This is a genomic window from Blautia faecicola, from assembly GCF_004123145.1.
Taxonomy (GTDB): Bacteria; Bacillota; Clostridia; order Lachnospirales; family Lachnospiraceae; genus Oliverpabstia; species Oliverpabstia faecicola.
The window spans coordinates 851,210-864,439 of sequence record NZ_SDKC01000001.1; the positions used below are offsets into that span (position 1 = coordinate 851,210).

Consider the following 13,230-nt stretch of genomic DNA (forward strand, 5'->3'; position numbering starts at 1 on the left):
AAGTACAGGTATAAAAAATCCCCGGCAGAAACCGTCCTGCCGGGGATAACTGTTTCACATTATTTATTATTATTTTTTACTTCCTGCATCATCAGCGCACGAACTTTCAGCGGCAGTCCGAACAGAGTGATGAATCCGTCAGCATCGTGGTGATCGTACATATCACCGGTTGTGAAGGATGCCAGAGACTCGTTGTACAGGCTGTATGGAGAAGTGGTACCGGCTTTGATGATGTTGCCTTTGTACAGTTTGAATTTTACTTCGCCAGTTACATATTTCTGTGTGGACTCTACGAAAGCCTGGATAGCTTCACGCAGTGGTGTGAACCATTTTCCTTCGTATACTACCTGTGCAAACTGGCTGCCCAGTTTTTTCTTGGTTTCCATGGTTTCACGATCCAGGATCAGTTCTTCCAGCTGATCGTGAGCTTCCATCAGAATGGTTCCGCCAGGAGTTTCGTATACACCACGGGATTTCATACCAACAACACGGTTTTCTACGATATCGATGATACCGATACCATGTTTTCCGCCCAGGGCGTTCAGTTCGGTGATGATCTCGGAAACTTTCATTGCTTTTCCGTTCAGAGTTTTCGGAACACCGGCTTCAAAAGTCATGGTTACATATTCCGGCTGATCCGGAGCATCTTCCGGAGAAACACCGAGAACCAGCAGATCTTTGTAGTTTGGTTCGTTGGAAGGATCTTCCAGTTCCAGTCCTTCGTGGCTGATGTGCCACAGGTTACGGTCACGGCTGTAGCTGTGTTTTGCATCGAACGGAAGGTCGATACCATGCTGTTTGATGTATTCCAGCTCATCTTCACGGGACTGCATGGTCCATACATCTGTCATACGCCATGGAGCGATGATCTTCAGATCCGGAGCCAGAGCTTTGATACCCAGTTCAAAACGGATCTGGTCATTTCCTTTACCGGTAGCACCGTGGCAGATCGCAGTAGCGCCTTCTTTTCTGGCGATCTCTACCAGACGTTTTGCGATTGCCGGACGTGCCATGGAAGTACCCAGCAGATATTTGTGTTCGTATACGGCACCGGCCTGTACACAAGGTACGATGTATTCGTCGCAGAATTCATCTACGATATCTTCAATATATAATTTGGAAGCGCCGGACATGGCAGCTCTTTTATCCAGACCATCCAGTTCTGCTCCCTGACCGCAGTTTACACAGCAACAGATAACGTCATAGTCGAAAGTTTCTTTCAGCCACGGGATCAGTGCAGTCGTGTCTACTCCACCGGAATACGCTAAGATTACTTTTTCTTTCATTATAATATCCTCCTTACAGGTATATGTTATTGTACGGTCCTGTTTATCGGTATACAATGTATTTTTATGCATCCATCTGCATAGAAAAACAGAACGAAATCAAATTCAGATGAATTTCACAAGGCATAATATACATCATATAAAAGGAAAAAGCAAGAGAGAAATGGAAAAAAAATAAAAAACTTGCATAATATTCACTGATGCTGTATAATTATGCAACTGTAAGGAGAAAAAATGAAAGATCTCGTCCAAGACACTTTACTTTGACAGTGGAAGAGAGTAGAATAAATTAACATATGAAATGATACCAGGGTCAAAAGGTTAGAAATCTGACGCAAGCTTGCTTGCAGGAAGAGTTCTGACCTTGGGACCCGCCAAAAACATGAGTAAGTAGCCATTTTTCGAAGAAAAATGAGCGGATTACGAATGTTTTTGAGGATTGTGGGAGTACGAAGTACGGAACAATCCGGTATCAGAGGGGGCAAAATACTTTTTGACCCTACATCATGAAGAAAGAGGAGATTGAGAAAATGATTAAAGTTGGTATTATTGGAGCAACCGGATATGCAGGATCCGAACTGGTGCGTATCCTTCTGGGACATAAAGATGTAGAGATTAAATGGTATGGATCACGAAGCTATATTGATAAGAAATATGCATCCATTTACCAGAACTTCTTCCAGCTGGTAGATGCAACCTGCATGGATGATAATATGGAAGCTCTGGCAGATCAGGTGGATGTGATTTTCACAGCAACTCCTCAGGGACTGTGCGCATCGCTGGTAAACGAAGAGATTCTTTCCAAAGTAAAGATCATCGATCTGAGTGCGGATTTCCGTATCAAAGATGTAAAAGTATATGAAGAATGGTACAAACTGGAGCACAAATCTCCCCAGTTTATCGAAGAAGCCGTTTACGGACTGTGTGAGATCAACCGTGAGGATGTAAAGAAAGCCCGCCTGGTAGCCAATCCGGGATGCTACACAACCTGCAGTATCCTGACCTGCTATCCGCTGGTAAAAGAAGGCATCATCGATCCGAATACGATCATCGTAGATGCAAAATCCGGTACCTCCGGTGCAGGACGAGGTGCGAAAGTGGACAACCTGTTCTGCGAAGTCAATGAAAATATGAAAGCCTACGGCGTGGCAACTCACCGTCATACTCCGGAGATTGAAGAACAGCTGGGTTATGCATGCGGCGAGAAGATCACGATCAACTTCACCCCGCATCTGGTGCCAATGAACCGCGGTATCCTGGCAACTGCCTATGCAAGCCTGAAAAAAGATGTGACTTATGAAGAAGTAAAAGCAATTTACGATAAATATTATGCAGATGAGAAATTTGTCCGTGTACTTGAAAAAGATGTCTGCCCGCAGACCAAATGGGTAGAAGGCAGCAACTATGTGGACGTAAACTTCAAGATCGATCCGAGAACCAACCGGATCATCATGATGGGAGCCATTGATAACCTGGTAAAAGGAGCAGCAGGACAGGCGGTTCAGAACATGAACCTGATGTTTGGTCTGAAAGAGAGCGAAGGACTTGAACTGGTTCCGATGTTCCCGTAAATATCCGGTCGATCATAACGAAGAGTTAAAGGAGAATTGACATATGAAGATCATTGACGGCGGTGTTACCGCAGCAGAAGGATTTCAGGCAGCAGGACTGGCAGCCGGAATTAAAAAAGGAAATACAAAAGATATGGCGCTGGTATACAGCGAGAAACCGTGTGTGGCAGCAGGAACTTTCACGACCAACGTGGTAAAGGCAGCCCCGGTAAAATGGGATCAGCATATTGTATACGAAGCACCGACAGCACAGGCGATCGTATGTAACAGCGGTGTGGCAAATGCATGTACCGGTGAAGAAGGATATGGATACTGCAAAGAAACAGCAAAGATTGCTGCAGAAGTTTTACAGATTCCGGAAGATTCCGTACTGGTGGCATCCACCGGTGTCATCGGAAAACAGCTTCCGATGGATCTTCTTGGCGCAGGCGTAAAGAATCTGGTACCGCTGTTATCCCATACAAGAGAGGCAGGAAAACTGGCAGCACAGTCGATCATGACCACCGACACCGTATCGAAAGAAGTGGCAGTGACCATGGAGATCGGCGGAAAGACCGTAACCCTTGGCGGTATGTGCAAGGGATCCGGTATGATCCATCCGAATATGTGTACGATGCTTGGCTTCCTGACCACCGATGTGGCAATTTCCAAAGAACTGCTGCAGAAAGCACTGAGCACCGTAGTAAAAGATACCTATAATATGGTTTCCGTAGACGGAGATACCTCCACAAATGACACCGTGTTGCTTCTGGCAAACGGGGCCGCAGGCAATGCCGAGATCACAGAAGAAAAGGAAGACTACCAGACCTTCCTGGATGCGCTGCTCTATGTCAATACCTGTCTGGCGAAGAAGATCGCCGGAGACGGAGAGGGAGCAACCGCATTATTTGAAGTTAAAGTGGTTGGCGCCGAGAGCAAAGAACAGGCGGTAACTTTAAGTAAATCCATCATCACTTCCAATCTGACCAAGGCAGCCATCTTCGGTCATGATGCGAACTGGGGACGGATTCTGTGTGCGATGGGATACTCCGGCGCACAGTTTGATCCGGAAAAGGTAGATCTGTATTTTGAAAGCAAAGCAGGAAAACTGCAGATCATCAAAGATGGCGTAGCGACCGATTACAGTGAAGAGGAAGCGACAAAGATTCTTTCCGAAAAAGAAGTAACAGCGATTGCAGATGTGAAGATGGGAGAGGCGACAGCTACCGCATGGGGCTGCGATCTGACCTATGATTATGTAAAGATCAACGCGGACTATCGTTCATAAAAAGATATAGAAGAAGCAAAAAGAGGAGAACAAAAGAAAATGGTAAAAACAGAATATCTGGAAAAAGCACAGGTGTTAATCGAAGCACTGCCTTATATTCAGCGGTTTAACCGGAAAATTATTGTAGTAAAATACGGCGGAAGCGCCATGGTGGATGAAAATCTGAAACGTCAGGTCATCCAGGATGTGGTACTTCTGAAACTGGTAGGATTTAAGCCGATCATCGTACACGGCGGTGGAAAAGAGATCAGCCGCTGGGTAGGAAAAGTCGGTATGGAACCAAGATTTGTCAACGGTCTTCGTGTAACCGATAAAGATACGATGGAAGTCGCAGAGATGGTTCTTGGAAAAGTCAACAAAGAACTGGTAACACTGGTAGAATCTCTCGGTGTAAAGGCAGTGGGGATCAGCGGAAAAGACGGTGCCCTGTTAAATGTAGAAAAGAAATATTCCAACGGGGAAGATATCGGATATGTGGGAAATGTAACTTCCGTGAATCCGAAGATCATCGAAGATCTGCTGGAAAAGGATTTCCTTCCAATTATCTGTCCGATTGGTCTGGATAAAAACTTTGATACTTACAATATCAATGCAGACGATGCGGCATGTGCGATCGCGAAGGCAGTCCATGCAGAAAAATTGGCATTCCTGACCGATATCGAAGGCGTATATCTGGATCCGAATGATCCGTCCACCCTACTGTCCAAATTATTTGTAAAAGAAGCAAAAGAACTGATCGACAACGGTAACGTAGGTGGCGGCATGATCCCGAAGTTACAGAACTGCATCGATGCGATCGAAGAAGGTGTTTCCAGAGTACATATTCTGGACGGAAGAATCCCGCATTGTCTGCTGCTGGAAATCTTTACAAATAAAGGAATTGGAACCGCAATTCTGAGAAAGGATGAGATCAAAGATTATGACATACAGTAAAGAATATATCGACCGGGCAGAAGAAGTCATTCTGCATACCTATAACCGTTTCCAGATCGTACTGGACAAAGGAAACGGTGTCCATCTGTATGATGTGGACGGAAAAGAATATCTGGACTTTGCAGCAGGAATCGCAGTATTTGCCCTGGGATACAATAATCAGGCATACAATCAGGCGCTGAAGGATCAGATTGATAAAGTGATCCATACCTCCAACCTGTATTACAATGTACCGATGATGGAAGCCGCAGAGAAACTGGTAAAAGCAACCGGACTTTCCAAAGTATTTTTCACAAACAGCGGAACCGAAGCCATCGAAGGTGCGATCAAAGTAGCAAGAAAATACGCTTACCTGAAAGACGGTTCCAACGATCATGAGATCATTGCGATGAACCATTCCTTTCATGGAAGAAGTCTGGGTGCCTTATCCGTAACCGGTAATACCCACTATCAGGATCCGTTCAAACCGCTGATCGGCGGAATCAAATTTGCAGATTTCAATGATCTCGAGAGCGTAAAAGCACAGATTACCGACAAGACCTGCGCGATCATCATGGAAACCGTGCAGGGCGAGGGCGGCATCTATCCGGCAGAACCGGAATTCCTTCAGGGCGTGCGGAAACTGTGTGATGAACACGATATTCTGCTGATCCTCGATGAGATCCAGTGCGGTATGGGACGTACCGGAAGCATGTTTGCCTGCCAGGCTTACGGCGTACAGCCGGATGTTATGACCTGCGCGAAAGCACTGGGCTGCGGTGTCCCGGTAGGAGCATTTGTCCTGAATGAAAAGACAGCCAATGCATCCTTGGTACCTGGAGACCACGGAACCACATACGGCGGAAACCCACTGGCATGTGCGGCAGTCAGCAAAGTATTTGACCTGTTCGAATCGGAAAAAATCGTGGAACATGTCAACAAAGTGGCACCATATATGGAGGAAAAACTGAATCAGCTGGTGGAAAAATATGATTTCATCACCACAAGACGTGGAAAAGGTCTGATGCAGGGACTGGTACTGGAAGGAAAACCGGTAGGAGAAATCGTTACGAAAGCTATCGAGAACGGTCTGCTGGTGATCTCTGCGGGAACGAACGTACTGCGTATGGTACCGCCGCTTGTGATCACAGAGGCAGATATCGATGAAATGATCGAAAAACTGGAAAAAGCACTTGCTTAAAATTTAAAAGTATAAAAAAAGAGCATATGCACATACTAGAGCATGCCCGGACAAGAATACGTTCGGACATGCTTTTTAGTTTATTTCATTTATATAAGAAGAAAAAGGAGGTATGTGCAAATGCCAGCATTACAGTGTTCCGCAGTCAAATGTATGTACAATAAGGAAAATCTCTGTTCCAAAGGAGACATCCAGGTAAAAGGAGATCACGCAGTGACAGAAAATGAAACCTGGTGTTCCAGTTTTGTAGAGAAGACAGGAATGTCCAATGCCTATACATGTGGATGCGGATGCAGTTCCGTCCAGGTCGGATGTTCCGCCCACGACTGTACCTATAACAGACAGGAGGTATGTCAGGCAGATCATGTACAGATCGACGGAAGTCAGGCATGCATCTGTGAGGAAACCTGTTGTGGAACCTTCCGGTGTGAATAAAGCAGGATAGGTGATCACAAAAAACCCCGGCTTTTGCAGGCGATGCAAAAACCGGGGTTTTCAGGATCATTCAGATAAGCGATCAGGAGATCGAAGCGGAAACCTGGAACGGAGTCGGGATCTGTGTTCCTTCTACATAGATCGTAACCTCATTGCAGGATGCGCTCACGCCGTAGGCAAGGGTTGCGGTAACGGCATCGTCACCGGCATTCACCAGTTCCGGGGAGATCAGATCGGATGGATAATACGGAAGGCATACCGTGTCACCATCCAGAATACGGAAACTCATCTGATCGTATAAAAGCGGATTGTCAAAAGCGGTATTCTTATAAGTATAAGTAATCACGATCACTTTGTCCGGGTTGGTTGGATTGTATTCGTTTCGTTCATCCGTAACTTCCACTTTGTCGATACAGAAAGTACCCACATCCTTGCCGTCACTTTGCAGCGGAATCGTATCACCGACTTTGTAAGCGGGTGTGCTGCCGAGATCTTCCGGATATTCCAGGTTCGGTGCACCTTCGGACTGGCTGTTTGCAATCTCTTCCGCACTTGCCTGAGCAGGTGTTTCATCCGTTCCATCAGCAGACGGAGTCAGGGTGGAAAGGTCGATCAGTGCATTTTTTAATGTGGTCATATCATCGGAAGAGATGCTCCACAGGTCGGAATCATCTTTCTGAAGGGTTACGGTAACTTCCTGCGGATCGCTGTAGGTAACCGTATCGAGTGCCGACTGATAAGCCTCCAGCATCAGAGTATAGACATCCTCGATGTACTGATCGCTGTCCACGCTGTTATCTTTCAGATAATCGGCAAGTTTTTCGTTATAGACAGGTTCCATGGCGGTGTAAAGCTGCATCTGCTGAGTTTCCACCGTTACCTGATAACTGCTGTCCTTTTCTTCTGCTTCCTTTATATCGTATTTGGTGTCTGCAAAAGCATTTTTCCAGAAGGTGGTATAATCCTGGCGAAGCTGTGCGGAAATCTGTGTACTTCCCGGTGTATTGTCATCACTGCCAAAGAAAGAAGTTACCAGTTCATCGATTCCGGTATCGAAAGCGGCAGTCAGATCCTCTGCGGAAGTTCCGGACAACGAAGCCAGTGAATCCGTATCTCCTTTGATCATGCCATCAAGATAGGCTGTGGTATAGCCAGCAGCATCAAACCCGTCGGCTTTCTTTCCCCCGCAGCCGCTGACAAGCAGTGCAGCGGAACACAGCAAAGCTGTAGAAACCATCCATTTTTTCTTCATAATTATTCCCCTCTCTGTAAGTATCGAAAGATACAGGTTTTATTATGGTCATTATAGCAGATTTCCGTTCAGATACAAGGCGGGGGATAAAAATACAGGGAAGCTTAAGAAAAATGACAGAAGTGGCGGAAGATTCTATACAATAAGAAAGAAAATAAAAATAAAAAAATCTTGACAGACAGAAAAAACTATGCTAACCTATACAAGTATGAAAACAAAGAAGAGTATCCGCTCTCACCTTAGCACAAAAGTGACTATGGTTAATACTTAAGTAGAAAGAGTAATCTTAGGGTAAATTTGCGGATAGTCGGTCTATCTGCTTTTTTTATCCGGCTATGCTGCAGGGCAGTGAATGCGAATCATATGGAAAGGTTATCTAAGAATAATGGAGGTGCACTACTATTAGCGATTTAATGATTAATGAGCAGATCAGAGACAGAGAAGTTCGTCTGATTGGCGAAAATGGGGAACAGTTGGGAATCATGTCTTCCAGAGATGCATACAAACGTGCTCAGGAAGCAGGACTGGATCTGGTGAAGATTGCACCGACGGCTAAGCCACCGGTTTGCAAGATTATCGATTACGGAAAATATCGATATGAGATGGCCAGAAAAGAAAAAGAAGCAAAGAAAAAACAGCGTACGATTGATGTTAAAGAAGTTCGTCTGTCTCCCAATATCGATACAAACGATCTGAACACTAAAGTAGGTGCTGCAAGAAAATTCATTTCCAAAGGCGACAAGGTAAAAGTTACCTTGCGTTTCCGCGGAAGAGAGATGGCACACATGCACAACAGCAAATACATTCTGGATGATTTCGCAGAAAAACTGGCTGACATTGCAGTGGTAGAGAAAGCACCAAAAGTGGAAGGCAGAAGCATGACTATGTTTTTAACTGAAAAACGTTAAAATAACAGAGTAAATCTAAGGAGGACTATAAAATGCCAAAAATCAAAACAAGCAGAGCAGCTGCTAAACGTTTCAAAACTACAGGTACAGGTAAAATCGTAAGAAATAAAGCTTATAAGAGCCATATCTTAACAAAGAAAACTCAGAAGAGAAAAAGAAACCTGAGAAAAGCTACCGTGCTGGATCAGAGCAACGTTAAGAACATGAAGAAAATCTTACCGTATTTATAAGATTGAGTTTGAAGGAGGAATATAAGAGATGGCAAGAATTAAAGGCGGATTAAACGCAAAGGAAAAACACAATAGAGTTCTGAAACTGGCTAAAGGTTACAGAGGAGCAAGATCCAAACAGTACAGAGTTGCAAAACAGTCTGTAATGCGTGCACTGACTAGCGCATACGCTGGCAGAAAACAGAAAAAACGTCAGTTCAGACAGCTGTGGATCGCTCGTATCAATGCAGCAGCAAGAATGAACGGACTGTCCTACAGCAAATTCATGTATGGTCTGAAACTGGCTGGTGTTGAACTGAACAGAAAAGTTCTGGCTGACATGGCAATCAACGATGCAGAAGGATTTGCTACACTGGCAGAGCTGGCTAAAAGCAAAATCGCTTAATTAAAAACAAAAGATAAGGCTGTCGCAGAAGTTGCGGCGGTCTTTTTTTGTCCTCTTTTACATAAAGTAACATAACGACAAAGACCGGAGCGGGAAGATGAGAAGGGATTTCTGGAAGAAAAACGGGCTGGCAGTGACCGGGATACTGTGTCTGCTGATTGCGTGGCAGGGAAGAGCGATGGAAACAGTGACCGGTCAGGAGAGTGTAGTGCCGGAACAGCAGGAGGCACGGAAAGTCGCCCTGACATTTGATGACGGACCAAGTGAGTATACGATGGAATTATCCAGGGGATTGAAAGAGCGCGGTGTGCAGGCGACATTTTTTCTTCTGGGGGAAAATATGGAAGAGCGTCGCGAAATGGTAGAACAGCTGGTAAAAGACGGGCATCTGATCGGAAATCATTCCTATCATCATGTACAGTTAAACAAACTGAGCAAAGAAGCGGCAAAGGGGGAAATTGAGAAGACGAATCAGCTGATCCGTGAGTGGACGGGAGAAGATCCGCTTTATATTCGTCCACCCTACGGGGCATGGAGTCAGGAACTGGAAAATGTGGTGGATATGATCCCGGTGTTCTGGAACGTGGATTCTCTGGATTGGAAATTACAGAATAAAGAACGGGTGCTGTGCTGCCTGTCCGGTCAGGTGGAGGAGGGAGATATGATCCTGATGCATGACGGGTATCAGAGTTCGGTTGATGCAGCATTTGCGCTGGTGGATCAGCTTCAAAACCAGGGGTTTGTATTTGTCAATGTGGAGGAAATGATCCTGGAATAGATGACAGAGGAACAAAAGTTTGGTATGATAAAAGAAAAAGACAGGGAAGGACAGAAGATGGACTTATTTGATTATATGAAAGAAACCACACTGGAAAATGAGTCGCCGCTGGCATCGAGGATGCGGCCGACGACACTCGAGGAAGTGGTTGGACAGGAACATATCATCGGCAAGGACAAATTATTGTACCGCGCGATCAAGGCAGACAAACTGGGATCGGTTATTTTTTACGGACCTCCGGGAACAGGAAAAACGACGCTTGCAAAAGTGATCGCCAACACGACAAGTGCAAGATTTACCCAGTTAAATGCCACGACAGCCGGAAAAAAAGATATGGAGGAAGTGGTAAAAGAAGCACAGCAGCATCTCGGCATGTACGGGAAAAAGACGATCCTGTTTGTAGACGAGATTCACCGGTTTAACAAGGGACAGCAGGATTATCTGTTGCCATTTGTAGAAGACGGCACATTGGTTCTAATCGGAGCGACGACGGAGAATCCATATTTTGAGGTGAACGGTGCGCTCTTATCGCGGTCTATTATTTTTGAACTGAAATCTCTGGAAAAAAAGGATATCCGAAAACTTCTGGACCGGGCGGTGACAGATCCGGTCAAGGGACTCGGAAGTTATCATGCAGAAGTCAGTGAGGAAGCCCTGGATTTTCTGGCGGATCTTGCCGGCGGGGATGCGAGAGCGGCGTTAAATGCGATTGAACTTGGTATTCTCACCACGGAGAGAAGTGCGGACGGAAAGATCCATGTGGATCTTGAGACGGCGCAGGAATGTATTCAGAAGCGGGTAGTTCGCTACGATAAGACAGGAGATCAGCATTACGATACGATTTCAGCGTTCATCAAAAGTATGCGGGGATCAGATCCGGATGCTGCGGTTTATTATCTGGCGAAGATGCTGTATGCGGGGGAAGATATCAAATTTATCTCACGAAGAATCATGATCTGTGCGGCAGAGGACGTGGGAATGGCGGATCCGCAGGCACTTGTGGTTGCCACTGCGGCAGCACAGGCGATCGAGCGGATCGGGATGCCGGAGGCACAGATTATTTTGTCGGAGGCAGTGACGTATGTGGCAACTGCGCCAAAAAGCAATACTGCCTGTGAGGCGATCTTCGCGGCGATGGCTTCCGTGAAAAAGAAAAAGACCAGTGTTCCGGCACACCTGCAGGATGCCCATTATAAAGGGTCCTCAAAACTGGGACACGGTGTCGGTTATCTGTATGCGCATGATTATCCGGAACATTATGTGAAACAGCAATACCTGCCGGATGAGATCAAAGATGAAGTCTTTTATCATCCGACCGATATCGGTTATGAAAAACAGGCCGGAGAGAGACTCCGGCGCTTACGGACAAGAGAAGAATAAAAGATAAGATATAAAAGGTCAGGAAAGCGATGTCATTACTGAGGCATAGATTTCCTGGCTTTTTTTCGGCCAGTTATGACAGAGTGTTTTCGCCATTTCCTCGGTGGGAACGGTGATCTTTAACTGGATCAGCGGAGTATTTTTTTCGAGTACGCCAAGTTGAACCGTGTATTCCTGCTCCGGTGTGCGGTAATATTCAGCGGTAATTGAATTCTCATTCCGCATTTCATATCCCTTTTCCCGGATATAGCTGTCTACTTCGAGCCGGATCGAATCCGACATGTTCTTTTCAAAATAAGAAAGGGTTTTCTGCCCTTCCGTGGTAATCTCATAGCAGATACTGTTTCCCTGTTTGCGTTCCAGAATCAGATGCGTGTCCATCAGATCGTGGATGGTCTGCTGAATATGAAAATACGTGGTGTATTCGTGATCCAGCAAAAAGTTTGTAATCTGACTGTTGGAAAGCGGAAAAGTTACCTTTTCCAGCATATACAGGATAATCATTTTATAGAGTGTAGAGGTGTTTTCAATCATACGGATCCTCCTTATAAAGTCGACCCTGCCAGGTGTTTCGGACTTTCATCAGGTGATGCAGGTCGTTGAGTACAGAACGTTTGGCGCTGCTCCAGAGAGGGGCGATCAGAAGATCTTTCGGTCCGTCACCGGTCACACGGTGGATGACAAGATCCGGGGAAAGATGCTCCAGACAAGAGATCAGAAGATCGAGATATTCTTCCCGGGAGAGCGTCTGAAACTTTCCGGCAAGATAATCATCGGCAAGATCCGTGCCTTTGAGTACGTGAAGCAGCTGCAATTTGATTCCCTGAACCGGCTGGTGGTTCAGATAGTCGATCGTTGCAAGCATCCGTTCCGGAGATTCGCCCGGAAGCCCGAGGATCGTGTGGACGATGATCTCGAGATGGCGCGCATGCAGTTTCTGTACGGCGGTTTCAAAAGTAGAGAGGGGATAACCTCTGCGGATATAGGCTGCGGTATCGGCGTGGATCGTCTGAAGTCCCAGCTCCACCCATACCGGCTTGATGGTGTTCAGCTCCGAGAGCAGTGCAAGCACATCATCGCCCAGACAGTCCGGACGGGTACCGATACTGAGGGCTACCACGCCGGGATGCCGGATCGCTTCCAGAAAGAGCGGCCGCAGATAAGAGATGGGTGCATAGGTGTTCGTGTATGCCTGAAAATAAGCAATGAACTTCTGCACCGGGCGTTTTTTCTGGATCAGTGCCATCTGAGACTCGATCTGCGCGGAAACCGACTGCGAAGGATCCGCAGCGAAGTCCCCGGAACCTCCGGCACTGCAGAAGATACAGCCGCGGCTTCCCAGTGTACCGTCTCTGTTCGGACAGGACATGCCGCCGTTTAATGTGATCTTATATACTTTCTCTCCGAAACGCTTCTGAAGCATGTAATCGAGAGAGTGGTAAGGTTTTTCCAGCCATTTTCTCATTGTTGTCCCGTCCTTTTCCCAATTTCCTTAATCATATCATTGCCGGGGGCGGTTTGCAAGCCAAAACACCCGACAGGAAAAACCCCTTGCTTTTTTGCTGTATTGTGTTAAAATTGTATCATATTAAGTTCCAGGGCAGAAGAAAAGGCGGGAGCTTTAT

Annotated in this window: 14 protein-coding genes; 10 read left to right on the plus strand and 4 right to left on the minus strand. The window is 46.1% G+C overall.

Annotated features, from left to right (window positions below; all coding sequences use genetic code 11):
• Window positions 1-59: 59 nt before the first annotated feature.
• Window positions 60-1,286 carry an argininosuccinate synthase gene (locus tag ETP43_RS03940; protein WP_129257108.1) on the minus strand — a complete coding sequence of 409 codons (1,227 nt, stop codon included), beginning with the start codon at window positions 1,284-1,286 and terminating at the stop codon, window positions 60-62.
• 530 nt (window positions 1,287-1,816) lie between these two features.
• Between ETP43_RS03940 and argC the strand changes: the two genes are divergently transcribed.
• From argC to ETP43_RS03965, 5 genes are all read left to right on the plus strand, one after another.
• Entirely contained in the window at window positions 1,817-2,857 is a 1,041-nt protein-coding gene (gene argC, locus ETP43_RS03945; RefSeq protein WP_022399243.1) for an N-acetyl-gamma-glutamyl-phosphate reductase, read from the plus strand.
• Window positions 2,858-2,900: 43 nt separating this feature from the next.
• Window positions 2,901-4,124, plus strand: coding sequence for a bifunctional glutamate N-acetyltransferase/amino-acid acetyltransferase ArgJ (gene argJ, locus ETP43_RS03950; RefSeq protein ID WP_129257109.1), 1,224 nt, complete (start codon window positions 2,901-2,903; stop codon window positions 4,122-4,124).
• Window positions 4,125-4,163: 39 nt separating this feature from the next.
• Window positions 4,164-5,057, plus strand: coding sequence for an acetylglutamate kinase (gene argB / locus ETP43_RS03955; protein ID WP_129257110.1), 894 nt, complete (start codon window positions 4,164-4,166; stop codon window positions 5,055-5,057).
• Window positions 5,044-6,237 (plus strand): aspartate aminotransferase family protein, encoded by a 1,194-nt coding sequence (locus ETP43_RS03960; protein ID WP_129259444.1) that lies wholly within the window; start codon window positions 5,044-5,046, stop codon window positions 6,235-6,237. Before argB ends, ETP43_RS03960 begins: the two co-directional genes overlap by 14 nt.
• Before the next feature lie 120 nt (window positions 6,238-6,357).
• Entirely contained in the window at window positions 6,358-6,672 is a 315-nt protein-coding gene (locus ETP43_RS03965; protein ID WP_129257111.1) for a DUF1540 domain-containing protein, read from the plus strand.
• Window positions 6,673-6,754: 82 nt separating this feature from the next.
• Here ETP43_RS03965 and ETP43_RS03970 read toward each other — a convergent pair whose 3' ends face one another.
• Window positions 6,755-7,924 (minus strand): hypothetical protein, encoded by a 1,170-nt coding sequence (locus tag ETP43_RS03970; RefSeq protein WP_022399248.1) that lies wholly within the window; start codon window positions 7,922-7,924, stop codon window positions 6,755-6,757.
• A 413-nt stretch (window positions 7,925-8,337) separates the two neighbouring features.
• On the opposite strand from ETP43_RS03970, the gene infC reads away from it, so the two are divergent.
• The 5 genes from infC to ETP43_RS03995 all read left to right on the plus strand — a co-directional run bounded on the left by infC (window position 8,338) and on the right by ETP43_RS03995 (window position 11,605).
• A complete protein-coding gene (gene infC / locus ETP43_RS03975; protein WP_022399249.1) occupies window positions 8,338-8,832 on the plus strand; it encodes a translation initiation factor IF-3 in 495 nt (164 codons plus the stop codon).
• 32 nt (window positions 8,833-8,864) lie between these two features.
• Window positions 8,865-9,062 carry a 50S ribosomal protein L35 gene (gene rpmI, locus ETP43_RS03980; RefSeq protein ID WP_022170980.1) on the plus strand — a complete coding sequence of 66 codons (198 nt, stop codon included), beginning with the start codon at window positions 8,865-8,867 and terminating at the stop codon, window positions 9,060-9,062.
• A 28-nt stretch (window positions 9,063-9,090) separates the two neighbouring features.
• Entirely contained in the window at window positions 9,091-9,447 is a 357-nt protein-coding gene (gene rplT / locus ETP43_RS03985) for a 50S ribosomal protein L20 (RefSeq protein ID WP_129257112.1), read from the plus strand.
• A 97-nt stretch (window positions 9,448-9,544) separates the two neighbouring features.
• Entirely contained in the window at window positions 9,545-10,225 is a 681-nt protein-coding gene (locus ETP43_RS03990; protein ID WP_129257113.1) for a polysaccharide deacetylase family protein, read from the plus strand.
• 57 nt (window positions 10,226-10,282) lie between these two features.
• Complete coding sequence (locus tag ETP43_RS03995; protein ID WP_129259446.1) at window positions 10,283-11,605, plus strand: replication-associated recombination protein A; 1,323 nt, start codon at window positions 10,283-10,285, stop codon at window positions 11,603-11,605.
• A gap of 18 nt (window positions 11,606-11,623) precedes the next feature.
• Here ETP43_RS03995 and ETP43_RS04000 read toward each other — a convergent pair whose 3' ends face one another.
• Both ETP43_RS04000 and ETP43_RS04005 read right to left on the minus strand, forming a co-directional pair.
• Complete coding sequence (locus tag ETP43_RS04000) at window positions 11,624-12,139, minus strand: DUF4364 family protein (protein WP_129257114.1); 516 nt, start codon at window positions 12,137-12,139, stop codon at window positions 11,624-11,626.
• Entirely contained in the window at window positions 12,132-13,070 is a 939-nt protein-coding gene (locus tag ETP43_RS04005; RefSeq protein ID WP_129257115.1) for a TIGR01212 family radical SAM protein, read from the minus strand. The genes ETP43_RS04000 and ETP43_RS04005 overlap by 8 nt, the downstream gene beginning before the upstream one ends.
• Window positions 13,071-13,230: the final 160 nt, after the last annotated feature.

Bases quoted from the DNA above. Each gene is read 5' to 3' on its own strand.
- argB (WP_129257110.1), top strand. From the start codon at position 4,164: ATGGTAAAAACAGAATATCTGGAAAAAGCACAGGTGTTAATCGAAGCA.
- rplT (WP_129257112.1), top strand. From the start codon at position 9,091: ATGGCAAGAATTAAAGGCGGATTAAACGCAAAGGAAAAACACAATAGA.
- ETP43_RS03960 (WP_129259444.1), top strand. From the start codon at position 5,044: ATGACATACAGTAAAGAATATATCGACCGGGCAGAAGAAGTCATTCTG.
- ETP43_RS04005 (WP_129257115.1), bottom strand. From the start codon at position 13,070: ATGAGAAAATGGCTGGAAAAACCTTACCACTCTCTCGATTACATGCTT.
- ETP43_RS03940 (WP_129257108.1), bottom strand. From the start codon at position 1,286: ATGAAAGAAAAAGTAATCTTAGCGTATTCCGGTGGAGTAGACACGACT.
- infC (WP_022399249.1), top strand. From the start codon at position 8,338: ATGATTAATGAGCAGATCAGAGACAGAGAAGTTCGTCTGATTGGCGAA.
- ETP43_RS03995 (WP_129259446.1), top strand. From the start codon at position 10,283: ATGGACTTATTTGATTATATGAAAGAAACCACACTGGAAAATGAGTCG.
- ETP43_RS04000 (WP_129257114.1), bottom strand. From the start codon at position 12,139: ATGATTGAAAACACCTCTACACTCTATAAAATGATTATCCTGTATATG.
- argC (WP_022399243.1), top strand. From the start codon at position 1,817: ATGATTAAAGTTGGTATTATTGGAGCAACCGGATATGCAGGATCCGAA.
- ETP43_RS03990 (WP_129257113.1), top strand. From the start codon at position 9,545: ATGAGAAGGGATTTCTGGAAGAAAAACGGGCTGGCAGTGACCGGGATA.
- ETP43_RS03965 (WP_129257111.1), top strand. From the start codon at position 6,358: ATGCCAGCATTACAGTGTTCCGCAGTCAAATGTATGTACAATAAGGAA.
- rpmI (WP_022170980.1), top strand. From the start codon at position 8,865: ATGCCAAAAATCAAAACAAGCAGAGCAGCTGCTAAACGTTTCAAAACT.
- ETP43_RS03970 (WP_022399248.1), bottom strand. From the start codon at position 7,924: ATGAAGAAAAAATGGATGGTTTCTACAGCTTTGCTGTGTTCCGCTGCA.
- argJ (WP_129257109.1), top strand. From the start codon at position 2,901: ATGAAGATCATTGACGGCGGTGTTACCGCAGCAGAAGGATTTCAGGCA.